Source organism: Paenibacillus kribbensis, assembly GCF_001705305.1.
Taxonomy (GTDB): Bacteria; Bacillota; Bacilli; order Paenibacillales; family Paenibacillaceae; genus Paenibacillus; species Paenibacillus kribbensis_B.
The window spans coordinates 184,110-207,884 of sequence record NZ_MCBP01000002.1; the positions used below are offsets into that span (position 1 = coordinate 184,110).

Genomic DNA, 23,775 nt, shown 5'->3' on the forward strand with positions numbered 1-23,775 from the left:
CTTTCTCAGTTGAGCCATCATTTTTCCTGAAGCGCGAATATGATGCCTATAATTAAAAGAAGGAATTGCCCAGTTACAAGGCTTGCCATTACAGCGATCTCATCGAAATAGGCCGGAAATTCTACAGCCAGCACCACTGCCAAAATTGAGGTCGCTAATCGAACGCCAAAGCCAATACCTACTACTCTCTTCTTTCTTTCACCGGCGGCCGCACTCGCAACCTGTCGAATTTTGTAGGCCATATACAGCACATTTAGACAGCTTACTCCCGTTCCCAGAATGATTCCGTGAGCAATGTCACGATGTTGGGGCATGAAAGCGGAGACCAGGAAACACAGAGCCATAATCATAAGCGCTACGATCCATAACATTTTTTGCATACGGGTCATCTCATTCATGGCTATCCCTCAATACCTTTCCGATCACAAGGGCAATACTCAATGCGCCTACAACCAAGCCTGCGAGAACGCTTACGCCAATCCAAATTCCGGAGCCACCAAGTTTGGCATCAAGCCATTTTCCGGCATAGAAACCACCCAGTGTGCATACCGTCAGATCAATGCCGATAGCGCTCACCAGTCCAATTGCCTTGAAGGCATTTCCGGTGTTATTTTGGTTGTTGTTTTGCTTGGAAGGTTTGACCACTTTTCCATGTCACCCCTGCAATTCCAGTCCATTTTACTTAAATATAAGATGCTTTGTCAATTGAGATATTTTAGTGCCCTAAAGTATAAAAATCAGTCGACAAAGCATCTAAAAATGCTGTATCCCTTGGTAACCGTACAGTTTAACTGTATGCTTGCCTTGTAAAGGAATATTATTACGAGCGAACACCTTTTGTGAACATTGTGTGAAATTTCTCAGGACGTTCAGATTTAACACCATAATGGTGCAAAATCGCATTGACAATTCTTACCGAAGCCTGTCCGTCACCGTAAGGATTCGCCGCCTGACTCATAGCCTCATACAACGCGGAATCTGTCAAAAGTGCCTTGGTGCGATTGTAGACATTCTCTTCACTCGTACCGACCAATTCCAATGTGCCTGCCTCAATTCCTTCCGGTCTTTCGGTCGTATCCCGCAGTACCAGTACAGGTACTCCGAACGAAGGCGCTTCTTCCTGAAGACCGCCGGAATCCGTAAGAATCAGGTGCGTGTGCGGATAAAAATTGTGCAGATCCACGACATCCAGCGGATCAATCAGCTTAATACGCGGATGGTTGCCTAAAATCTCAAATGCAGGCTCCTTCACAGCCGGACTCGGATGAACCGGATACACGATAGCGATATCTTCAAATTCGTCTGCGATCCGTTTTACCGCATTAAAAATTTGACGGTGTGGTTCCCCTTGTGACTCCCTACGGTGGGCTGTCATAAGAATCAAACGCTTGCCCTGCGCCCAATCCAGTACCGGGTGCTCGTAATCCTGGCGAACCGTATACTGAAATACGTCAGTCACCGTATTTCCTGTTACATATATTCGCGATTCAGGTTTATTTTCCTTCCGCAAATTTCCAGCGGATAAAGAAGTAGGCGAGAAATGAAGATCAGATAGTACACCTGTGAGCTGACGGTTCATTTCCTCCGGATATGGAGAAAGCTTGTTCCATGTCCGCAAGCCTGCTTCCACATGCCCTACTTCAATTTGTTGCATAAAGGCTGCGTAGCTCGCCAGGAAAGTCGTCAACGTATCACCGTGAACCAATACGATATCCGGCTTGGCCTCGCGCAGTACAGGTTCCAGCCCCTGAAGTACACGTATGGAAATTTCGTTGAGTGTCTGACGGTCTTTCATCACATCCAGATCATAGTCAGGGTGAATGTTAAAGACCTCCAGAACCTGATCAAGCATTTGGCGATGTTGAGCTGTAACGCATACCACGGACTCGATATGCTCCGGATGACGCTGAAGCTCCAAAATGAGAGGAGCCATTTTAATTGCTTCCGGACGCACTCCAAAGATGGTCATTACTTTGATTTTGGACATTTTGAGTTGAACCCCTTTTCATAAATAAACGTCCGGTTCACAGATCTTCTTAATCCGAAAACGATCTGTCCGCAACGTCCATAAATTTGCCGAAACGCCAAAGACGGTCTACTTGGTTCCGTACAAGCGGTCTCCCGCGTCACCAAGACCTGGAACGATATAGCCATGATCATCCAGACGCTCGTCCAGTGCAGCGACATAAATGTCTACATCAGGATGCGCATCTTGTACAGCTTTGACTCCCTCAGGAGCAGCAATCAGATTCATCATTTTAATTTGGGTACAGCCTCTCTTTTTCAACACATCAATGGCCGCAATCGCCGAGCCGCCTGTTGCAAGCATCGGATCAATGACGATCAATTCACGCTCAGTCACGTCTGTAGGCAACTTCGTGTAGTATTCCACAGGCTGCAATGTTTCAGGATCTCGGAACAATCCCACATGACCTACCTTTGCTGCTGGCAGCAGCTTTACAACGCCGTCCAGCATACCCAAGCCTGCACGCAAAATTGGAATGAGTCCCAGCATACGTCCGGAAATCACTTTACCTTCTGTCTCAGCAACCGGTGTTTGCACCGTAATGCTTTCCAACGGGATGTCCCTCGTAATTTCATAAGCCATCAAAGTTGCTACTTCATCCACGAGCTCGCGGAAATCCTTGGTGTTGGTCCGCACATCGCGGATAAATGTAAGTTTGTGTTGGATCAAAGGGTGATCACAAACCACCAGTTTTGCCATGATATATTCCCTCCGGTATTATCGTCACGTTCTTCCGCACCAGAATATCGAACATTCTGAATGGAAAGGGATCTATGTAACCTATTTGTACAAACCAAATAAGCACAGATGCAGTGCGTGCCTGTAAATCCTGTTTATTATAACATTCCCTTGATTGATTTAACACCTGCCACCGCAACCTTTAGTCAAGAGAAAGATATGTAAAGTAAAATACCCACTCCGCTACTTTGCGGGTGACTTTTGTCATAGAAAATCGAATCAAAAAAAGGCCCTGACGGCCCTTGACCGCTAAAGCCTGTAGAACTTTAAAATCCTTTCGAATTTCCACAATCCGAAAGTGTGTACATACCAGCCAAACAGCATATGGTAAGCTTTGGAGCTCCCTAATCCAAGATGATTTTTTGTAAACGCTTCATTATATATGTAAACGGTTATTTACCCAAAAATGTAAGTTTCGAGTCGCCAGAAAACAATAAGGGCTGATTCCCCTCCGACTTGCAGAAGGAAAACAGCCTTATTCAACCTGGATAGGTGACCGATATAATTAGTATTGAGTACCCGGATAGATCGGGAATTTTTCAGTCAGCTCGCCAACCGCTTGGCTTGCTTTGGACAATACCGTATCATCCTTCGGATTTTTGAGCGTTTCGGCAATGATTTTACCGATTTTAACCATAGCCTCTTCATCCATACCACGAGATGTCGCAGCAGGAGTACCGATACGAATTCCGCTGGTAACGAACGGGCTGGTCGGGTCGAAAGGAATCGCGTTTTTGTTCACCGTAATGCCTACGGAATCCAGTACATGCTCCGCTTCTTTACCTGTAATGTTCAGATTACGTGTATCCAGCAGCATCAGGTGATTATCTGTACCACCCGATACGATGTTAATTCCCTCTGCCAGCAGTGTCTCAGCCAGCACCTGTGCATTGCGAACCACGTTTTGTGCATAGGTTTTGAAAGAAGGCTGGAGCGCTTCACCCAAGGCAACCGCTTTGGACGCGATCACATGCATTAATGGGCCACCCTGAGTACCTGGGAAAATAGCCTTGTCAATCGCCTGTGCCCACGCTTTGCGAGTCAGAATCAATCCGCCACGCGGACCACGCAGCGTTTTATGCGTCGTTGTGGTTACAAATTGAGCATGCGGAACCGGGTTAGGGTGAATACCCGCTGCCACCAGACCGGCGATATGCGCCATATCTACCATGAACAACGCCCCCACATCGCTGGCAATGGAAGCAAAGGCTTCAAAATCAATGGTACGCGGATATGCGCTCGCCCCAGCTACAATCAGACGAGGGCGATGCTTGAAGGCCGCCTTGCGCACTTCATCATAGTCAATGCGGAAGTCGTCTTCACGTACACCATAAGCAACAAAGTTATACAACAAGCCGGAAGCGTTAACGGGACTTCCGTGTGTCAAATGGCCGCCATGCGCCAAATTCATACCCAGTACGGTATCTCCGGGTTTGAGCGCTGCTAAATACACGGCCATGTTCGCTTGTGCTCCAGAGTGAGGCTGCACGTTGGCATGCTCGGCACCGAACAATTCTTTGGCGCGATCACGTGCAATGTCCTCGACGATATCTACGTGCTCACAGCCACCGTAGTAACGTTTGCCCGGATAGCCTTCAGCATATTTATTTGTCAGTACAGAGCCCATCGCTTCCATAACCGCTTCACTGACGATGTTCTCGGATGCGATCAGCTCGATATTGTGGCGTTGTCGTTTCAGTTCAAGTCCCATTGCTTCCAGCACTGCCGGGTCACTATTACGCAGATGTTCCATCATGATTGATTACTCCCTCTCCATAGTCAATTGTTGGGTATACAAAGTATAAAACAAACAGTCCACGCCAAATGCTAATCACAGTTTCCGCCATCTTCTTGTTCAAGGGTGTACACTGCCCGTTGTCCGCCAATCAGCGGAGGGCGCGTGAATGCAGCAGTCACACGTGCTTCGCCAATCCAGCGAAGGCTTGGACGAAACGGAACGGCTATGGGGCGCAGATGCATGCCAATCAGCGTTTCGCCAATGTCTATCCCGGCATGCGCCTGCACGTTCATCGCCAAACACGCGTCGTCCAGTGACCGATAGGCGACCGCAGCCATAGAGCCGCCTGCCGTACGGACAGGAACGGCGGCAACTTCCATGAATCCCAGCCGCTCCAGCACAGCCCGCTCAACGACCAGTGCACGGTTCAAATGCTCGCAGCATTGAAACGCCACGTCAAAGCCATATACCTGGCGTACGGACTTTACTCCAGCCAGCAGCTGCTGAGCCACATCAAGCGCTCCCGCCGTGCCGATCCGACTTCCAGCCACTTCACTCGTGCTTACGCCAACAACCAGCAGACGACCAGCCTTCAGATCGGCCGCTTCAGCAAGTTCCCGCACGACAGAAGCGGTCTGTGCTTCAAGTGAAATCTCACGATCCAATTGTCCTGCCATTGGAACCTCCCTTGGTTGAACAGTCCCTCAGAGACTAGGCACGGTCTCATGCCTCAAGTTCAACAGACTTTCTCCTGATATCACAATCTGACTATATTATAGCCGATGATTCGGATTTCGAGCAGAAAAAATAGAAGAACAAGAAGGCAGCAGAAGATCCGGAATAGCTCATATACGAAAAAAGAGCAGTCCACACCTACGTGGAATTGCTCTTTTGCCCAGGCGACCGGCCGTATATCCGATGCTCCATCGTGGTTAATCCCACTGTTGTCGCCAGTTACACCGGATTCTCATTTTTCCACCTTATCTTAACGGATTAACCGCCGAAAATCAACAGATTCCGTACAAATCAGACGAGCGGCACCGACTTTATTCGGAGGAAGCCTTTAACTTGTCCAGCAGCTTATGCAGTGCCGTGCGGATTTCCGCAGCTGTTACATCGTAATCCTCCCGCGCCCCCCCGAATGGATCGGAAATATCAAAGCCCGGAATCCGTTGGTGCAGCTCAATCATCCGCTCACGCTCCTGCGCCGACAGCTCTTGTCCGAGTGAAGTCATCAACTGTTGTGAAGCGTACAAGCCATCTAACTCCTGTACATCATTCAGCACCTCATCCCGATCCTCCGCATATTCCTTGAGCGTAAATACTTTGTCCGCCGCATGGGGAAACCGCTGAATGACGTGCTGCTTATGACCTTGCGTCAAGGTTAAAATCAGATGTGCCCACTCGGCAAGTCCACCGCTCAAAGGGGTCGAGGTCATCCGATCCGAGATATCGTGGTCCCGTAGAACCGCCTCTGCGTGTCGGGATATCGGTGTGCCTTCCATCGCGGCCACTCCCGCAGAGCGCACCTCCAGCTCCAATCCGTGTTCAGCAGCCAGCTTGCGCAGCATCCCTTCAGCCATTGGACTGCGACAGGTGTTCCCTGTGCATACGAATAAGATATGCTTCAACGTTTTCACCCCCCGTATGTTTCAAAATATATAAACAGAGGATCACTATAATCCTAAGCCTATGCTATCATTCTGTATTTATTTTACACTGTCCACGCTAAAATCAAAACATAAACATAAAGCCAAACGCCAGCAAAATAGCACCGCCTACGGCTTCTCCATAATCCCCTAGATTGTGGCTGACCTTGCGACCCAGCAGCAATCCCAGCATCGCCATCACTCCTCCGCACAAGCCAAACGCCAGAACACTCAGCACCAGATCACTTTGGAACATCCCCAGCGACACCCCTACAGAAAACGAGTCGACGCTCACCCCAAGCGCAAACAACAAAAGACCCAAAGGTGAACGATGATCCAACACTTGTACACCGTCTCCCTTGAAGGAGCTATATACCATATGCCCGCCTAAAAGGATGAGTAGCCCACCTGCAAAATAGGTCGTCACATAGCCCAGTAAAGAACTCATATAATGGCCTGTGAACATCCCCAGTAATGGCATCAGAATGTGAAAAAAGCCAATAACCGTACTGATGCGCAGCATATCCCGCAGGCGTATCCCCTTCATGCCGATCCCTATACCCAGCGATAACGCATCCATCCCCAGCGCTACTGCCATGATCAGAATCGTTACGACCTGCCCGACATGGGCAGAGGCTGACAGCATACTCCATCCCTCCATTATCCGTCCTTTCTTGTACACGTTATGCGGACAAGGGGGAAAACAGTACAAGCATACTGTGGATGTACCTGTATAATGCTAAAGACGAACGACTCGATGACCTGCCGCTTTCAGCAGACGATTCATGACAGCTTCTCCCAGCCCATTGGGCGGACAGGCTTCCGACAAAATATAAGTGACACCGTCCTCATCGCAGCGACGCAGCACGCCGTACAGGCGCTGCGCCGCCTCATGGAGTGCGTCCCGCTTGCCCAGCGCGTAAACGCGCTCTCCGGCGTAGCTGGCGGCATGCTCGTCGAACGCGAGCACCGCCGTGCGCTCTCCGCGCGCGCGCGCCTCCGCCAGCGCAGCGCGAATCCAGCCCGCCACCTCATCGGGCGACGGGCCCTGCACTACACTCAAGCGGCCGCGCGGCGCGTAGTGCGTGTACTTCATGCCCGGCGAACGCGGTGCCGGGCTATCGGCGTCCTCGCCGGGCGAAGCGGCGGCCAGGCCCGGGTCCAGCGCGACGGCGCGAGCGACCGCAGCGAGCTGCTCGGCCGTCACGCCGCCGGGGCGCAGGATGGTGACGGTTCCGTCGTCACCGGCCTGTACCACCGTGGACTCCAGCCCTACACCCGTAGGGCCTCCGTCCAGAATGCCGCCAATGCGGCCCTCCAGATCCTCCTGCACATGCTGTGCAAGGGTCGGACTGGGCCTTCCCGAGCGGTTCGCGCTTGGTGCAGCCAGCGGACAACCCGCTTCCGCGATCAGGCGCAGCGCTATCGGATGATCCGGCATACGCACGCCGACCGTGTCCAGTCCTGCCGTCACACGAGGTGACAGCGCCCGCGGCACCACCGGCAGCACCAGCGTCAGCGGTCCCGGCCAGAACGCTTCCATCAGCGCCTGGGCCGTATCGTTTATTTGGGCTACCATACCGCTCAATTGAACAGGATCGGAAATATGTACAATGAGCGGATTGTCGGAAGGACGCCCTTTGGCGGCAAACACAGCCTCCACTGCTGTTGTACTGCGTGCATCGGCACCCAGGCCGTATACGGTTTCTGTAGGGAATGCCACCGTCTCTCCCGCCTGAAGCAGCTCGGCGGCCTCACGGATGCCCTTTTCCGCTGCAATCCAAGCCTGTCCACCCCCCAATTCGCTGGAGGCATCCTCTTCAGTCTCACGAACAGCAACCGTAACATCAGCTTCTTTCATTCCAGCAGACGTCCTCTTAGCAGTTGCAGTCATGTCTGTTTCGGGAACCAAACATCTTACATCCCACCATTTTGTATCTGAAGCCTCCAATGCCTGCTTCAGCCTGTGAACCCCTTGTTCACCCAGCTCCCGCTTGGGCTCCTCCTTCCTTGCAAACGCTCTGTGCACATCTTGTATTGGATTCGATTTATCGGTCATATCAGATCATCCCATATCTTATTGTCATACAGTCCGGTCCATATCGCTTGATCTCCAAAGAAACCTGCTTTGAAAACCCGACTGAATCGGCCCTGCCATGTTCATATATATTGTACATCCCATTATAGCATATGGGAGACTTGCAACTCTCAAGATTAGGCAAATAGGCCGCTTACCCAGCCCCACAACCCCGTAAGAGCATCCCACAGAAAAAAGCGCACTTCCGGTTCCTTGCCATTCGCATTTGTCTGACTGTCTCCGCGATTCGCTTTTGCCGCTACCGTTTGTGCCGCTGCTTCCCCACTGCCTGCATCAATAAAACACAACGGTGGAAACAGCACGCACCACCAATTTTGCCCTTTGCCTTGTCCCAGTGTGACCCGGAGGGCCTCATAATTCCCTGCAGGATAGACAAGACCACCATACATTTTCGTCGGAAAAGGAACGCTTGCCAGTTCCACCTGATGATTGTATACAATACCGCGCCGAGCCAGCTCGGCACCTACCAAACGATTAATTTCAGGCAAGTGAGCAGCAATCAACGATCTCGCCTGATTTAAGCTTTGCGGGTTTTCCAGCTTTCCCACCCACGCAATCATCTGCTGTACGATGGCGTCCCGTATATCGCGCTTGACCAGTTGATCCTCTGGACGATCTGAATTGGCTAAAATGCGCAGCCGGATAGATTCATGTGGAATCACTCTAGTCCCGGTTGTTGTCATTCCTGACGTTATAGGGCCTCTGGTTCCTGTGGTCATGGCAGCATCCGTTTTTTGGCCTTCCCAGGACATCATTAAGATCGAAATACAAAATAGGATCATGGCAGCTTGCTTTACCCAGCTTTTCATCTTCATCCCCCCAAACCCAAACTCTATCATGTCTATCAGTTTGTCCGGTTTGGGAGAGTCTAAACCTATGAATCTCAAAAATGTTCAGGGCAAAGCTTTGTTTATGGTTTGCGAATATGAAAAAGCCCAGATTTCGCAATCTGGACTTTTTCGCCGCGCCGTTCTACCCACAATCCATGTACACTAGACCTTTTTCGCCTTCGTCAAATTCGCTCTGGAAGGCTGTGGCAGATCATCCTCCAGCTCCTGACCGTGCACCTTAATACTCATAACCAAACCAATACTAGCCATGTTAATGAGCAACGACGTACCCCCGTAGCTTATGAACGGAAGCGTAATCCCCGTGAGCGGCATGATGCCCAGAAATGCGCCTATATTCTCAAAAATCTGATATAACAGCATGGACACAATACCCACGATAAGATACGGTCCGGCACGATCACGGCATTCCAGCGAGATCAGGATCATACGGTGAATTAGAATAAAATAAAGCAACAGCAGCACCGAAGAGCCCACAAAGCCGAATTCCTCCGCTACCACTACAAAAATAGAATCCGCATACGTATAAGGAACACGCCCGGATTGTACCGAGGTTCCCTGCAAAAAGCCTTTGCCCATCATTCCGCCAGAGGCAATCGCCAGCTTGGCGTTTTTGGTATGGTAGGATGCCTTCGCGGTCGCTTTTTCAGGTACCAGCCAAGGGTCGAGACGCTCCACCCAGTGACTGCGACCAATCCCTTTCATAAAGGAATCAATCTCATCGTGAAACGAGATATAGGCTTTGAGCCCGCCACCAACAGCGACTGCAAATATGGTAAATCCGATCAGCGCATGGGATGCCTTCACATTCCCAATCCATAGCATACCAATGACGATGACGATGTATCCGAGCGCGTTACCCAAGTCATTTTGCGCCATCACCATAGCAAAAGGAACAAAGCTCACCAGAGCGACTGGAAGTACGTCCTGAACAAAATACAGCCTGCTCTTGCGCTTTTTGATCAGCATATACGCCAGAAAGATGATAAGAACCAGCTTGAATACCTCGGCAGGCTGAAGGTTCAAGCCACCGATTTTCAAAAAGCCCTGGGAGTTGTTAACCGTCCCGCCAAAAAAACCGAGCACGAGCAGGAATATTCCGCCTCCATATACATACAGTGCTTTTTTTATAAATATCCGAAAATCGACCACCGCTATACCCAAGATCGCCACAAAGCCCAATATATAATATCCGATCATCTTCTGGTAATCGTTGCCGTGATCCGCCAGGTTTGTAGGACCTCGACCTGCGCTGTATACCGTTATGATACTAATCGCCATGAGCAACACCAGAATAAAGATAACCGGACCATCAATTTTTTTCAATTTCTGAAGCATGATTTCCCCCTGAGCCGTTTCTCGGTCATACTCCTCTTATTCTAAAGGAAAGACTCGCAAAAAGAAAATGCAGCACTACTCCGAGACACCTAGGACATGTCTTTCAATCCTTGCAAGGTCTGGCACGATCAAGATTGTCTTCCAATGACCTGCCTGCTCCAGCAACGCGGCCACGTCTCCGGCCTGCCCCATGCCCAACTCAAATCCAATAAGCCGTGGCGGAGCCTGAAGGAGCCCTAGCTGCTCCAACATCGCCCGATACGGGCCAAGCCCGTCAGGGCCGCCATCCAGCGCCATGCGCGGCTCATGGTCGCGCACTTCCGGCTGCAAGCCAGCGATATCAGCAGCCGGGATATACGGCGGATTGGACACGAGGATGTCCACCGCCGCACCCGCGAACGGCGTTAGCAAATCGCCCTCGCGGAATTCCACGGCTGCGCTGTTCGCAGCGGCATTGCTGGCCGCCATTTTCAGCGCAGCAGCGGAAATATCCCCCGCTGCTACGCGCCAGCGCGGGCGCTCAGCCGCCAGCGTCACGGCGATTGCACCGCTGCCCGTGCCGATATCGAGCGCCTGCGGAGCGCCGTTCGACCACAAACGGTCGCCGTGCTGGAGTATGGCCTCGACGAGCAGCTCGGTCTCGGGGCGCGGGATCAGCACCGACGGCGAAACCGCAAACGGGCGGCCATAAAATTCCTGCCGTCCGATAATATACTGCGCCGGCTCGCCCGCTGCTTTACGGGCTATGATCGCTTCCCAGGCCTCCTTGCCGGAGGCGGGGAATGGGTCAGCCAGTGCAGCATAGAAGGCCGTGCCTTCCAGCCCAAGCACATGCTCCAGCAACAGGCGGGCGTTATGCTGTGGCTCCAATACGCCACAGCCTCCTAAAAAAGAAGAAGCCTCGACTAAGGCTTCTCTGATACTTATGCTCCGATCCGGCGACATTCGATATGCACGATCACGTTCGTGTCCCAAGGCTTAAACCTCTTGTTCCATCAAATCAGCCTGCTCCGCAATCGTGAGTGCCGATACGATTTCTTCAATCTCCCCGTTCATCACCTGATCCAGCTTGTGCATAGTCAAGCCAATCCGGTGATCTGTTACACGACTTTGCGGGAAGTTGTAGGTACGAATGCGCTCACTGCGATCCCCGGTACCTACTTTGCTCTTGCGCTCACCTGCGTATTTGGCTTCTTCTTCCTGGCGCATCATATCCGAAATGCGGGCGCGCAAAACCTGCAGCGCCTTCTCCTTATTGGAGTTCTGGGATTTGCCGTCCTGACAGGTTGCCATAATGCCTGTTGGCATATGCGTCACACGCACGGCGGATTTAGTCGTATTGACAGACTGACCGCCCGCACCGCTGGAGCAGAAAGTATCCACGCGGATATCCTTGTCTAAAATTTCGATATCCACTTCCTCTGCCTCAGGCATCACGGATACCGTGGAGGTAGACGTATGAATACGTCCGCCAGATTCCGTCGTCGGAATCCGCTGTACGCGATGTGCGCCACTTTCGAATTTCATTTTGCTGTATGCACCGCGTCCGTTAATCATGAAAATAACCTCTTTAAAGCCCCCCAGGTCATTCATGTTTGCATCCATCAGCTCTACACGCCAGCCTTGGGTATCTGCATAACGGGTGTACATCCGGTACAAGTCCGCTGCAAACAGTGCGGCTTCGTCACCGCCCGCAGCACCACGAATTTCGATAATAACGTTCTTATCATCGTTCGGGTCCTTTGGCAGCAGCAAAATACGGATTTTCTCGTCCAGCTCCCGCTTGCGGGCACTCAGCTCTTCAATCTCCATTTTGACCATTTCACGCATCTCGTCGTCCAGCTTTTCACCCTGCATGGTTTTAGCAGCGTCCAGCTCTTCAACGACAGTTTTATATTCGGTATATGCTTCATAAGCAGGCTGTAAATCAGACTGTTCTTTGGAATAATCTCTAAGTTTCTTGCTATCGTTCGCCACATCCGGATCGCAGAGCAGTTCGCTCAGTTTATCGTAGCGGTCCGCCAATGATTGCAATCGGTCCAACAAGCGATTCACCTCTTCAGTTAAATTAATATGAAACCAGCTTCAAATTCACTGGCTACAGCTCTTTATTATAACAACTAATCGGTTAATTAGCTACAAAAATTACTTACTAATTTAGGATTTTGCAAAAATCCGCAAATCTATTGGAGTCGAATACACAAAATCCTGAATGAATTAAATGACAAATTTTCAATAAGAAAAAAATACGCAGCAAATAAAAAGCCGCCGCCCTGGACAGGCAGCGACTACTTAATTAGGAAATACAGGAAACTAATGCATGCTAAACATTAAAACGGAAATGCATGACGTCTCCGTCCTGCACCACATATTCCTTGCCTTCCAAACGAAGCTGACCACGTTCCTTGGCCCCGTTCATAGAACCGGCAGCGACCAAATCATCGTAGGATACAACCTCGGCGCGAATAAACCCACGTTCAAAATCCGAGTGGATGACGCCCGCAGCGCCAGGTGCCTTCGTTCCTTTGTGAATAGTCCATGCGCGTACTTCCTGCACACCTGCTGTGAAGTACGTATACAATCCCAACAAGCGGTAAGCTGCTTTGATCAGACGGTTCAGACCGGATTCAGTCAGTCCCAGCTCCTCGAGGAACATCGCCTTGTCTTCGCCTTCCAGCTCAGCAATTTCAGACTCTACTTTGGCACTGATCGGTACCACTTCAGCATTTTCTGCGACTGCAAATTCACGTACCTTTTGCACATATGGATTGCTGTCAGCTTCCGTTACACCATCTTCACTGACATTAGCCGCGTACAGTACAGGCTTCATCGTAAGCAAATGGAGATCGCGTACAATGAGACGGTCTTCGTCCGACAATTCTACGCTGCGCGCAGGTTTGTCAGCATACAGCGATTCCTTGATCCGTTCCAGTACTTCAACCTCTTGGGCGTACTGTTTGTTGCCGCCCTTCATGTTTTTGCGGGAACGTTCAATACGCTTGTCTACGCTTTCGATATCCGCCAGAATCAACTCCAGATTAATAGTCTGAATGTCGCTGATCGGGTCAATTTTGCCGTCCACATGGGTAATATTCTCATCTTCAAAGCAACGCACCACATGAACAATTGCATCTACTTCGCGAATATGGGCCAGAAACTTGTTACCCAAGCCCTCGCCCTTGCTGGCACCACGTACAAGTCCTGCAATATCAACAAATTCAAAAGCCGTTGGCACCGTTTTGTTCGGTACGACCAGCTCAGTCAGCTTATCCAGCCGCTCGTCCGGTACTTCAACGACCCCTACATTAGGGTCAATTGTACAAAATGGATAGTTTGCGGATTCCGCCCCCGCCTGCGTTATTGCGTTAAACAGTGTTGATTTGCCCACGTTCGGCAGACCCACGATCCCCGCTTTTAAAGCCATAATCAGAACAACTCCCGTTTATATAAAATATGCGTTATACCATCTGTTAGTTTACCAACCCACATTATATAGGAGAACCTATACATGCGGCAAGCATACGGCTGTGGATTTAGGATTTTGCTGCATTCCTATCTAGATTTCTTTGCTCATCTGGATATCCGTAACCCGATAACCCGACTTGCGATATACATGCAAAGCTCGCTCATTATGCCCGAATACGTGCAGACCGATGCGAACCGCGCCCAGCTTGCGGGCCTCCTGTTCCAACGCCCCCATCGTCAACGTACCCAGGCCTCGCCCCTGATATGAATCGTAAACGAGAATATCCAGCAAAAAAGCCTCTTTGCCTTGCGTACCTTCTGTAATGTTGAACCAGATATATCCCGCTTCCTCCGGGCTCTGGCCAGCACTACCTGAATATTCAAGCATGTACAGGTGAGCATGAGGGGTATCCAGTCTTTGCGGCAAATATGTTGCAAAGCTCTCCCTTGCCCTCTCCGGCGCTTCTTCTACCGTCCACGTGCCTGCCTGAATTTTCTCCTCCGCGTAATCCGCGAGCGAACGCTGTTCAAAGTGTTCATATTGCTCTGCGTTCATCGGAACCAATCTGATGAATCCACTCATCCGTTCGCCTTCTTTCTTAGTCGAGTTGTGTCTTTAAGACCTTCAATCCCAGCTACTCCGATGCCAAACATGACTGTACGCAATTCCAGCTCTACCTGCTCCAATCGCGCTTCCAACGCCTCGCTGGAGGCGACCGCCGAGCCGAGCAAGGAACGTCCGAAGCCTGCCATGTCAGCGCCCAAAGCAAGCGCCTTGGCGGCATCGACACCATCTCTCAATCCACCGCTGCCGATCAGAGCACCATGGGGCTGAGTGGCCCTGACTTCTACGATGCAATCTGCGGTGGAGTTACCCCAATCGGCAAACGCTTCCGCCGCCGCACGGCGTACAGGATCGGGATTGCGGAATTTTTCCACCTGGCTCCAGCTTGTCCCGCCCGCGCCAGCAACATCAATAAAAGCTGCACCCGCATCATATAGTCTGGAGGCCGTCTCGCCATCAATGCCCCAGCCTACTTCCTTGACTCCTACAGGCACTGAAAGCTGACGACACAGCTCCTCGATACGCCCAAGCAGACCACTAAAATCTAAATTCCCTTCAGGTTGAAAAATCTCCTGCAATCCGTTCAAATGCAGTACCAGCATGTCAGCTCCGGCAATTTCCACGGCACGACGACAATCGTCCACACCAAATCCGTAGTTTAGCTGTACCGCCCCCAGATTGGCAAAAATCGGTATACTGGGCGCCAGACGGCGAACCGCAAAGGTTGAGGCCAATTCTTCTCTTTCTATCGCAGCCCGTACCGAACCAACGCCCAACGCCCAACCACGCTTCTCGGCCGTCTCTGCCAATCGCTCATTGATCGCCCCCGTCTCGGCGCTGCCTCCTGTCATGGAGCTTATAAGCAGCGGTGTGCGCACAGTGCGTCCCAGAAAGGCAGTATTCAGACGCACATGGTCAAAATGCAGCTCAGGCAGTGCGCAGTGTTTAAAGGCATACCGCTCCAGTCCACTGGTGATGCCTTCCCCCGCCACATCTTCTTGCAGACAAAGGCGGACGTGCTCAATCTTCCGTTCACCTGTCCGCGCGGCAGGCAACAAGGAGCCAGTCCTGCCGGAACCGTCAGGTGATCCTTTTTTATGCTCTGCATTACTCATCTATATTTCACCTCATCCAAGTCGCTCTGTTTATCGGTATCGGGTTCGAGAAGCACAAATAAGACCGTTCCCGAACACGGTAACCGATCTATTTATCGTCTCCTATATCAGAGCCTTTAAAAACGTCAATTTAAGATATCTTCATTGTATCATGGATGGAAAAATATATACATCACAAAAACCGCTCCCACACGGAGGGGCGGCTTTTCTCATCCTAATCTATTCGCGTCTGCCTCAATTCATCCCTCCAGTGAGTCAGGCACAGGCGTAATGTTTTTTTGTTGTCCCTTCGTACGCCCCTGACCAAGCTTGAATACCAGAATACCACCGATAATAACCAGCACCCCGATCAGCTTGTTAAAGGTGAACGGAATCTTTTCCAGCCCCAGCCACCCCAGCGAATCCCACAACAAAGCGGTGCCTAATTGTGCTGTCAATACAACCGAGATTGCATAGGTTGGGGCAAGCCGCTTCATGCCTTGTACCAGACAAAACACGACGCCGACACCAATCATTCCACTGAACCAGTACCACAGCTGCATATGCTGCAAAGTAAATGTATTTTTCCCTTCAAAAATAAGACTTCCGAGCAAGGAAGCCAGGAAGCCTGTTCCCAACACCAATGTGGTTGTAGCCCATGAACCTGTCCGCTCATTCACCTTATTGTTGAATATCGTTTGCAAACTGACCAAAGCACCCGCAATGATCGCGAGTACAATCCCTGATAACATGATTTCAACTCTCCCCTGATGATCCTTTGATTTACTACAAAGATTCGTAAATATTCTGGCCTGCCAGCTCGCTTAAACCCTGTCTGTCCCGAATGACAATGTAGCCTTTTGTCCGCTCAACCCATCCATCCTCAATCATCTTGCGTATGACGCGGTTAAGATGTCTGTAGCTGGTTCCGATCAGATTCGCTACATCCACTAGACTGGATACCCGTAATTCTTCATGAAAGACAGAATCGGATTCGTCAAAAGAAACGGATAGCAGATAGCTTGCCAATCTGACTTCCACGGGGTACATGAGGTTGAAGTTGGAAAAGTCGGAGTCCAGGCAAAACTTTCGCGTGACTACATCCAGTAAAAACTGGAGTAAAGGAGCATAGTCTCTTCCGTATTTTTGCATCCATTGATGGTGAATACCGATCACATAGATCGGAGACACAGCCTCTACCGTATTGATTACTTGACTACTGCGAATATATTCAACATCCCCAATGACTTCGATCGGTTTTTTGAAGCAGAGGATCAATGTCTTGCCTTCCGTAGAGCTGGTATAAATCTTGACCTTGCCCTGTACCAATATGTACAGATATTCAATAGCATCCCCCTGTGAACAAAGCTTTTCCCCTTGTTCCAAACGATGCAATGATAAATGAGGACGCAGTGGCTCATAGAGTATGGATTCCAGCTGATGCAGTTGCAAAAAATGTTGCAGTTGCTCTTGGTCCTGAATTTCTCTCATTCCTAAGCTCACCTTCAATTCTGCGTTCTGGACTTTTGCAACGAATAACGAATGAAGTTCTAGTTAGAGCTTCAAAATAATCACACCCGCGATCATCATGCCAATGCCTATAAATTGCGGCAGCTTCATCTTTTGCTTCATTAGACCGAACCATCCCCTGATATCGATCAAGAAGGTTAAGCACAACTGGGAAATCAACAGCGCCGAAATCGTGAACGTCACGCCGATATGTTGAATAGCCGTAACTTCGCTGAATATGATAATGGCTGCAAATGCGCCACCCCAAAGATACATCGGCTTTACCTGTTTCATTTCGGCCACGCGTCCGTCCCGTGTAACCATCCAGACCAAGGCAGCCAAAATAAAGCCGATTAATTGAGTAACCGTAGCTGCCTGCCATGTACCGATATCATGACTGATTCGTGTATTCGCCACCCCTTGCAGCGTAATGCAAGCGCCTCCCAGAAAAGCAAACAAAATTCCTCTCATCAATCGTTATTCTCCCCATGTAAATGACGTTTTTATATATTAAAGTATAGGGCAGACTTCCTATAAAGGACATATGTCCTCAATCATTCCATTCCGTTTCAGCCTGTTAAATGGGGGCTTTTATTAATCCTGAATCCGTGATAGATTGACATTTTTGTGGAGTGCGCTGGCTTCTCACTTTTCTACTTTTAATTGGACTGTGAATGTTGTTCCCTCGCCCGGTTCGCTCTTAACTGATATGACACCGCCAACCAATTCAATCACACGTAGCGAAAGCGCAAGTCCAAGCCCGTTTCCCTCTGCATGATGTGAAGGATCGCCCTGATAGAATTTATCGAAAATATGCTTCATCGTTTCCTCGTCCATGCCGCAGCCCGTGTCTGATACCATGACGGTAATCGTATCTTCGTCCGAAATTTGCCTTAGGATGATCGTTCCACCGGGAGATGTAAATTTTAGCGCATTGGAGATCAGATTGTGCCACACAATCTCCATCATGCTTTCATCCGCGTGAATGATGGCTCGATCCTCTATATCCACCACCAATTCAATATTTTTTTCTTCCCATGCATTTTCAAAATAAAGAGTGCAGTCGCACAGCTGCCTGCACAGATCGTAAGGGTCGGCCGCAGCGCTGATCTCCTGATTCTCCAATTTGTTTAGCTTAAGTATGTTGACTACGAGTGTTGCTAGTTTATTAGTGGAAGAAATGATTGTATCCGTATAGTCCTTCCGAAGCTCCGGCGGCAAATCATCCTGCTTCAGTGCCGTAGCGTAGCCGTGAATGACAGACAGCGGGGTCTTGATTTCATGGGACACATTGGCAATAAAGTCGTTTTTCAGCGTTTCAATGCTGCCCAACTCCTCGACCATCTTGTTGAAATCCTCAAACATCACGTCTACATAGTCCTTCTTGTCCGCTTTGTGAATTGGTTCGAGATAGACCGAAAAGTCACCCTCAGCTACCTGTTTGGCCGCCTCACTGAGTTTTCGCATGGGCTTATCAAATTTGTTGTACTTTTGTCGAGCGGTAACAAGGCAATAAATGAGGCTTACGATGACCCAATAACCTGAGATCCCGAAGATGTACTGCCACGGGAGGTATTCTCCGGGAATATACGCATTATAGATTAACGCTTGCCCTGCGGTTAGTGTGGACAGCAAAAAATAGGTGACCAAAAAATCTTTCCATGAAAAATACGATGACATAATCCGGACATCCGGCTTCAGTTTCTTCTTCATTGAAGCACTGCCTTGTATCCAAGACCATGCACCGTCATGATCTTGAAATCCTCACAGCAGGAAAACTTGTCCCTGAGTTTGACAATATAAACATCCACCGCACGAAGGCTGGTTTGGCTCTCGATGCCCCAAAACTCGTCCATCAGCTGGGCACGTGAAAAGGTATGCTTAGGATAGGAGAGCAATTTATAGAGGATATTAAATTCCCTGACCGTCACGGGAACTTCTCTGCCGTTCACCGTTGCAGTCCTATCATCTGCATCCATCAAAAGACTCCCTACCCTCAGCTTTTTCTCATGGGCAATATTGGCCCGTCGAAGCAGCGCCCCCACTCGCAAGACCAGTTCATCCATATGAATCGGTTTCACCATGTAATCGTCAATGCCTGCAAGGAAGCCTTTTTGTTTGGAGGAAATATCGTCACGGGCCGTAATAAAAAGAATAGGGATTGTCTTGTTAATACCTCTGACCGTCTCCGCAAATTCAAAGCCGTCGATTTCCGGCATCATGACGTCGGAAATGAGAAGGTCATACAAATTGTTATACATCAAGTCATATGCCTCCCGCGCATTCAGGCAACCCTTGGCTTTGTATCCGTTGTTGCTTAAATAGGTGCAAAAAATTTGGTTGAGCTTGGTATCGTCCTCGACAACGAGTATGTTGATCATAAAAACGTCCTTTCCAAGGGAATAGAATCATCATAATCGATAGATATTAAAAAAATGTTTGAAAGCGAACACGTACTTTTGAGCGAATCAGCAAATTATTTTTTATTAATATTTCGCACACATTTCTTCAACATATTTGAAACATTCCTGCTGCATGATAAGGCAATCCAATCCTCATTGGAAGCTGTTGAAGTAAAAAACGTGCAGGCGAACGATTATAATTCATAGGGAGTGAAGTCAGAAATGAAGGCAGCGATCTATTATGGCAAAAATGATATTCGGGTTGAGGAAAAATCAATTCCGGTTGTGGCTCCCAAAGATGTCCTGGTCAAAAATTTGTGCGGCGGGATATGCGGTACAGATATTAATATCGTCAAGGTCGGTAAAGGAGATATGGGAATCCGGCTTGGTTCAGAATTTGGACATGAAATGGTCGGCGATGTTGTAGAAATTGGATCTGAAGTGTCTCCACAGATCAAAGTCGGGATGCGTGTAGGGATTAATCCCATTACAGCAAAAAAAGTTGGGAGACGGTTGTCCCTGGAATGTTCCGGATTTTCCCAATATGTCCTGGTGGAAGATGCTGAGCTTAACTATAATCTGTATGAAATCGATAAAAGTGTTCCCTTAGAGGTCGCGTCACTGCTGGAACCGATGGCCGTTGGACGGCACGGTGCTTTCAGCGCGAACCCGCAGCCAACCGATAATATTGTCGTTCTGGGCGCAGGTCCGATCGGACTTCTCGCTGCTGCCAGCTTGATTGCTGAAGGCATGAACAACGTCTGTGTTGTCGATATTGACGAATGGCGATTGGCAAAAGCTGCTGGAATAGGTGCTGTAACCGTGAATACAGCAGAAACAACACTTGAAGAAGGTTTGGCTGCACATTTTGGTACCGTGAACGTTTACGGTCTTGACGTCCCCAATGTAGATGTGTTTATAGATGCAGCGGGTGCTCCGGCTTTGTTTGAAAGCGTTATGAGAATCGTTAAACCCGAGGCCAGAATTTCGATTATTGCCGTTTATAAAACGGAGGTGCCAGTCAGCTTGCACCAAGTCATGTCAAAAGAAGTACAAATTAAAGGTTCTAGCGGCTATACCCACGAAGATTTTTGCAAGGTTGTAGAGCATCTTAAAAATTTCAAGAGTGAGCTCTCCACCCTGACAACGCAGGTATACAAGCTTGATGATATTCAAGAAGCCTTTAATAAGGCCATTGATGCTAAAGAAACAGTGAAAGTGGTTGTGGATTTAACGTGAAATTCCACCAACGAGATTAACAACACCAGCCTTGATCTACTCATCCTACAAGAGTGGTGAAAGCAACCGGGCAAGTGATTCCATCAAGCGTTTGAACAGACGCTTTTTCATAAATTCCTCGCGAACGATTAGACTGGCGGACTGCAAGTCCCGCTCGTAATCCTTCACCATCTGCTGTACACTGTGCGTTTGAATCAACAGGGCATTGACTTCAAAGTTCAAATGAAAGCTACGCATATCCATATTGGCGGTTCCAATGGTAGCAACCTCCCCGTCAATGATGAGCAGCTTGGAGTGAAGAAACCCTTTTTCATATTCATATACCTTAACCCCTACCTCCAGCAGCGATTGGAAGTATGAATGGGACGCGAGAAACGGTAGCCATTTGTCCGGTTTCGCAGGAAACAGAATGCGCACATCCAGACCGGATAAAGCAGCCATCCGCAGGGCAGTCAGAATATCCTCGTCCGGGATGAAATAAGGTGTGGCCAGCCAGACCGACTTGCGAGCGGACGTGATCATGGAGAAAAACAGATTTTTGAGCGTTCTCCGCTCATTATCCGGGCCGCTGGCAATGATTTGCACGCCCCCATCCGTAATCGGCTCAATATTGGGAGACAGATATTCCTTATCCAGCACCGATTCGCCTGTCATATGAAGCCAGTCCTGCAAAAATATAAGCTGCAGCGTCCGCACAGCCTCACCCTTCACAATCATGTGCGTGTCACGCCAGAAGCCGTAGGCTTTATTGCGACTAAGATACTCATCCCCTACATTCAGACCGCCAATCAATCCGATATTGCCGTCAATGACCACGATTTTACGGTGATTACGGTAGTTTACCCGGCTAGAGAAGAACAATATCCGCGCGCCGCCGTATGCAACGACTTCTACTCCCGCATCTCTCATCTCCTTCAAAAATGCCTTCGACAACTGAATGCTGCCCACCGCATCGTACATAAACCGGACCTTGACGCCTGCTTTCGCCTTTTCGATCAAAATTTTCTGAATGCTTGTACCGATATCATCCGACCGGAAAATGTAATATTCCATATGGATATGATGCTGCGCCTTACGCAGCTCTTCCAGCAGCGTGGAGAAAGTTTCATCCCCATTGTTCAGAATTTGAGTTTCTGTTGCAAAATAAATCGGGGAGCGGGCCAGTCTGCGAGTCAAACGCATCAACTGCTGCTGCTCATCTGTAAAGCAGGTCAGATCACGTTTGACGTGCATGGCGTCCTTTTCAATCCGCTCGTAAGCCTCTTGGTCACGCAATGCCTTTTTGTCATACTTGCGGCGTTTGAAAACATTTTGCCCAAACAAAAAATAAAGAGGAAGTCCAACAACCGGCAGCAAAGCCAGCAGCAGAATCCATGACATCGTAGTGGAAGGATTGCGATTCTCCGTAAAAATAATCAGACTGATAGAGATAACCGTCAGGGTAGAAAAGATACTGATGACAGTCCCTTCATTTGTGCCGATGGAATTAAACAAGCCAAAATAATAAAAAATAAACACCAAAACCGCGATCAACACGGCCAGCAAACTTCGCCTCATAGCCAACCTCACTTCCAATGGACTGCATTTGACAGGTATTCTTCATTATATTGTACATGAGCCCCTTATTTCTTCCCACTTTTTTATTAAAGATAATGATAATAAATGAATCTGGAGAAAAGCAAAGTACAAGAGGATCTTGCAAGATCCTTACAAATGAAAGGATACGGGGTTGACACTCATTTTTTTTCGTGCAAGAATGAACTAACGAACGTTAGGTAGGTGAAAATAATGGGAATGGAAGACATTCGAAAGGCTGCTCTTTTCCATTTTGCCACCATTGGGTATGAGGGAGCATCCTTGAGCAATATTGCCGGTGAGGTCGGTATTCGAAAACCGTCTATATATGCGCATTTTCAAGGCAAGGAGGATCTGTTTCTACAGGTGGCGAGATACGCTTTTCAAGAGCAGAATTTACGTATTTTCGAATACTTTACGGAACGTAGAGATCAGTCGCTGGAGCATACACTGCATGACTTCCTGTTTTGGATGGGACAGGAATATGAGAACAACAACACCGCCAAGTTTATGATTCGCTTTTCCTTCTTTCCGCCTGTATCTTTGTATAACGAGGTTCTGGATATCGTTAATCCTTTTCTGGACAAAATGGAGCGAAAATTGACTCGCCGCATCCGGAATACGCGGGATCGGGAACCCTTTGGACATATGGAGCCAGTGGATGTGGCTTTAGCCTACATGACATTGGTGGACGGAATCATGGTGGAGCTGCTGTACAGTGGAAGCATCAACTACCGCCGGAGACTGAACGCTGCGTGGCCTATTTTTTGGCGTGGGATTACGTTAATTCCACCTTATGAAGCATGAAGAAGCAGAGAGGAGAACGTTCATCATGAACCGCAGTTGGATTTATGTTTTTGTGGGCGGCCTGATTGAGGTCGTATGGGTATCGGGTCTGAAGCACGCGGATTCTGTACTCGCCTGGATGATAACTGTGCTGGCGATCGCAGCCAGCTTTTATTTAATTATAAAGGCTGCCAACCGCCTGCCTGTAGGCACGGTGTATGCCGTATTCACCGGACTGGGCACAGGTGGCACCGTCGTAGGCGAAATGCTGCTATTCGGGGAACCGTTTCAATGGTCCAAAACGCTGTTAATTGCACTTTTGCTGGCAGGTGTCATTGGCCTGAAATTAGTGACTGACCGCGATGCTCAGAAAGGAAGTGACGCATAATGGCTTGGCTTGCATTGGTTATGGCGGGATGTTCGGAAGTATTCGGAGTCATTGGCATGAAGGGAATTACGGTTGGCAAGGGATGGAAGGCTTTAATGCTGATGGTCTTATCCTTTGTTCTCAGCTTCTCGTTGCTCAGCTATGCGATGAAGAGTTTGCCTATGGGGACTTCTTATGCGGTATGGACAGGCATCGGAACGGTAGGCAGCACGATTACAGGCATGTTTTTGTATGGTGAGCAAAAAAGCGTATTGCGTGTCCTGTTCATCGCCATGATTCTTGCCGCAGCTTTGGGTTTAAAGCTGATTTCCTAAAGG

26 protein-coding genes and 1 riboswitch are annotated in these 23,775 nt (G+C 49.2%); of the genes, 4 read left to right on the plus strand and 22 right to left on the minus strand.

The window, feature by feature from the left end; all coding sequences use genetic code 11:
* Positions 1 to 17: 17 nt before the first annotated feature.
* The 21 genes from BAZ21_RS04060 to BAZ21_RS04160 all read right to left on the minus strand — a co-directional run bounded on the left by BAZ21_RS04060 (position 18) and on the right by BAZ21_RS04160 (position 19,449).
* Positions 18 to 398 (minus strand): ATP synthase subunit I, encoded by a 381-nt coding sequence (locus BAZ21_RS04060; protein ID WP_007432752.1) that lies wholly within the window; start codon positions 396 to 398, stop codon positions 18 to 20.
* Positions 391 to 645: an AtpZ/AtpI family protein gene (locus BAZ21_RS04065; protein ID WP_068497324.1), complete on the minus strand. Its 255-nt coding sequence runs from the start codon at positions 643 to 645 to the stop codon at positions 391 to 393. The genes BAZ21_RS04060 and BAZ21_RS04065 overlap by 8 nt, the downstream gene beginning before the upstream one ends.
* Before the next feature lie 175 nt (positions 646 to 820).
* Entirely contained in the window at positions 821 to 1,987 is a 1,167-nt protein-coding gene (gene wecB / locus BAZ21_RS04070; protein ID WP_068497326.1) for a non-hydrolyzing UDP-N-acetylglucosamine 2-epimerase, read from the minus strand.
* Between the two features lie 108 nt (positions 1,988 to 2,095).
* Positions 2,096 to 2,725 carry a uracil phosphoribosyltransferase gene (upp, locus tag BAZ21_RS04075; RefSeq protein ID WP_068497327.1) on the minus strand — a complete coding sequence of 210 codons (630 nt, stop codon included), beginning with the start codon at positions 2,723 to 2,725 and terminating at the stop codon, positions 2,096 to 2,098.
* A gap of 544 nt (positions 2,726 to 3,269) precedes the next feature.
* Entirely contained in the window at positions 3,270 to 4,520 is a 1,251-nt protein-coding gene (gene glyA, locus BAZ21_RS04080) for a serine hydroxymethyltransferase (RefSeq protein WP_068497329.1), read from the minus strand.
* Between the two features lie 71 nt (positions 4,521 to 4,591).
* On the minus strand, positions 4,592 to 5,179 hold the full coding sequence (locus tag BAZ21_RS04085; protein ID WP_068497331.1) for a TIGR01440 family protein: 588 nt from the start codon (positions 5,177 to 5,179) through the stop codon (positions 4,592 to 4,594).
* A 209-nt stretch (positions 5,180 to 5,388) separates the two neighbouring features.
* A riboswitch (ZMP/ZTP riboswitch) is annotated at positions 5,389 to 5,470 on the minus strand.
* 78 nt (positions 5,471 to 5,548) lie between these two features.
* On the minus strand, positions 5,549 to 6,133 hold the full coding sequence (locus BAZ21_RS04090) for a low molecular weight protein arginine phosphatase (RefSeq protein WP_068497333.1): 585 nt from the start codon (positions 6,131 to 6,133) through the stop codon (positions 5,549 to 5,551).
* 103 nt (positions 6,134 to 6,236) lie between these two features.
* A complete protein-coding gene (locus BAZ21_RS04095) occupies positions 6,237 to 6,797 on the minus strand; it encodes a manganese efflux pump MntP (protein ID WP_068497335.1) in 561 nt (186 codons plus the stop codon).
* Positions 6,798 to 6,890: 93 nt separating this feature from the next.
* Positions 6,891 to 8,210, minus strand: a complete 1,320-nt coding sequence (locus tag BAZ21_RS04100) for an L-threonylcarbamoyladenylate synthase (RefSeq protein ID WP_068497337.1) — start codon at positions 8,208 to 8,210, stop codon at positions 6,891 to 6,893.
* Positions 8,211 to 8,365: 155 nt separating this feature from the next.
* Positions 8,366 to 9,058, minus strand: a complete 693-nt coding sequence (spoIIR, locus tag BAZ21_RS04105) for a stage II sporulation protein R (protein ID WP_068497340.1) — start codon at positions 9,056 to 9,058, stop codon at positions 8,366 to 8,368.
* 183 nt (positions 9,059 to 9,241) lie between these two features.
* The gene (locus BAZ21_RS04110) at positions 9,242 to 10,435 is read right to left on the minus strand and encodes an FtsW/RodA/SpoVE family cell cycle protein (protein ID WP_068497342.1); all 1,194 of its coding nucleotides are present in this window, start codon (positions 10,433 to 10,435) and stop codon (positions 9,242 to 9,244) included.
* 75 nt (positions 10,436 to 10,510) lie between these two features.
* On the minus strand, positions 10,511 to 11,410 hold the full coding sequence (prmC, locus tag BAZ21_RS04115; protein WP_068497344.1) for a peptide chain release factor N(5)-glutamine methyltransferase: 900 nt from the start codon (positions 11,408 to 11,410) through the stop codon (positions 10,511 to 10,513).
* Between the two features lie 3 nt (positions 11,411 to 11,413).
* A complete protein-coding gene (gene prfA, locus BAZ21_RS04120; protein ID WP_068497346.1) occupies positions 11,414 to 12,481 on the minus strand; it encodes a peptide chain release factor 1 in 1,068 nt (355 codons plus the stop codon).
* A 277-nt stretch (positions 12,482 to 12,758) separates the two neighbouring features.
* Complete coding sequence (gene ychF, locus BAZ21_RS04125) at positions 12,759 to 13,859, minus strand: redox-regulated ATPase YchF (RefSeq protein WP_068497348.1); 1,101 nt, start codon at positions 13,857 to 13,859, stop codon at positions 12,759 to 12,761.
* 132 nt (positions 13,860 to 13,991) lie between these two features.
* Complete coding sequence (locus BAZ21_RS04130; protein ID WP_068497350.1) at positions 13,992 to 14,483, minus strand: GNAT family N-acetyltransferase; 492 nt, start codon at positions 14,481 to 14,483, stop codon at positions 13,992 to 13,994.
* Positions 14,480 to 15,580, minus strand: coding sequence for a type 2 isopentenyl-diphosphate Delta-isomerase (gene fni, locus BAZ21_RS04135; RefSeq protein ID WP_068497352.1), 1,101 nt, complete (start codon positions 15,578 to 15,580; stop codon positions 14,480 to 14,482). Before fni ends, BAZ21_RS04130 begins: the two co-directional genes overlap by 4 nt.
* Before the next feature lie 239 nt (positions 15,581 to 15,819).
* The gene (locus tag BAZ21_RS04140; protein WP_068497354.1) at positions 15,820 to 16,311 is read right to left on the minus strand and encodes a DMT family transporter; all 492 of its coding nucleotides are present in this window, start codon (positions 16,309 to 16,311) and stop codon (positions 15,820 to 15,822) included.
* Between the two features lie 34 nt (positions 16,312 to 16,345).
* Positions 16,346 to 17,050 carry a Crp/Fnr family transcriptional regulator gene (locus tag BAZ21_RS04145; RefSeq protein WP_068497356.1) on the minus strand — a complete coding sequence of 235 codons (705 nt, stop codon included), beginning with the start codon at positions 17,048 to 17,050 and terminating at the stop codon, positions 16,346 to 16,348.
* A gap of 63 nt (positions 17,051 to 17,113) precedes the next feature.
* Positions 17,114 to 17,539, minus strand: coding sequence for a DMT family transporter (locus BAZ21_RS04150; RefSeq protein ID WP_068497358.1), 426 nt, complete (start codon positions 17,537 to 17,539; stop codon positions 17,114 to 17,116).
* Between the two features lie 174 nt (positions 17,540 to 17,713).
* On the minus strand, positions 17,714 to 18,781 hold the full coding sequence (locus BAZ21_RS04155; protein ID WP_068497360.1) for a HAMP domain-containing sensor histidine kinase: 1,068 nt from the start codon (positions 18,779 to 18,781) through the stop codon (positions 17,714 to 17,716).
* Positions 18,778 to 19,449 carry a response regulator transcription factor gene (locus BAZ21_RS04160; RefSeq protein WP_068497362.1) on the minus strand — a complete coding sequence of 224 codons (672 nt, stop codon included), beginning with the start codon at positions 19,447 to 19,449 and terminating at the stop codon, positions 18,778 to 18,780. The genes BAZ21_RS04155 and BAZ21_RS04160 overlap by 4 nt, the downstream gene beginning before the upstream one ends.
* A 231-nt stretch (positions 19,450 to 19,680) precedes the next feature.
* Here BAZ21_RS04160 and BAZ21_RS04165 point away from each other — a divergent pair, with 231 nt between their 5' ends.
* Positions 19,681 to 20,709, plus strand: coding sequence for a zinc-dependent alcohol dehydrogenase (locus tag BAZ21_RS04165; RefSeq protein ID WP_256019730.1), 1,029 nt, complete (start codon positions 19,681 to 19,683; stop codon positions 20,707 to 20,709).
* 45 nt (positions 20,710 to 20,754) lie between these two features.
* Here BAZ21_RS04165 and cls read toward each other — a convergent pair whose 3' ends face one another.
* On the minus strand, positions 20,755 to 22,266 hold the full coding sequence (cls, locus tag BAZ21_RS04170; RefSeq protein WP_068497367.1) for a cardiolipin synthase: 1,512 nt from the start codon (positions 22,264 to 22,266) through the stop codon (positions 20,755 to 20,757).
* Positions 22,267 to 22,497: 231 nt separating this feature from the next.
* On the opposite strand from cls, the gene BAZ21_RS04175 reads away from it, so the two are divergent.
* From BAZ21_RS04175 to BAZ21_RS04185, 3 genes are read left to right on the plus strand one after another with little or no spacing between them, the layout of a single operon-like run.
* Positions 22,498 to 23,091, plus strand: coding sequence for a TetR/AcrR family transcriptional regulator (locus BAZ21_RS04175; RefSeq protein WP_068497369.1), 594 nt, complete (start codon positions 22,498 to 22,500; stop codon positions 23,089 to 23,091).
* 25 nt (positions 23,092 to 23,116) lie between these two features.
* Positions 23,117 to 23,458 (plus strand): DMT family transporter, encoded by a 342-nt coding sequence (locus tag BAZ21_RS04180; RefSeq protein ID WP_068497371.1) that lies wholly within the window; start codon positions 23,117 to 23,119, stop codon positions 23,456 to 23,458.
* Positions 23,458 to 23,772, plus strand: coding sequence for a DMT family transporter (locus BAZ21_RS04185; RefSeq protein WP_068497373.1), 315 nt, complete (start codon positions 23,458 to 23,460; stop codon positions 23,770 to 23,772). The genes BAZ21_RS04180 and BAZ21_RS04185 overlap by 1 nt, the downstream gene beginning before the upstream one ends.
* The last annotated feature ends 3 nt before the right edge of the window (positions 23,773 to 23,775 follow it).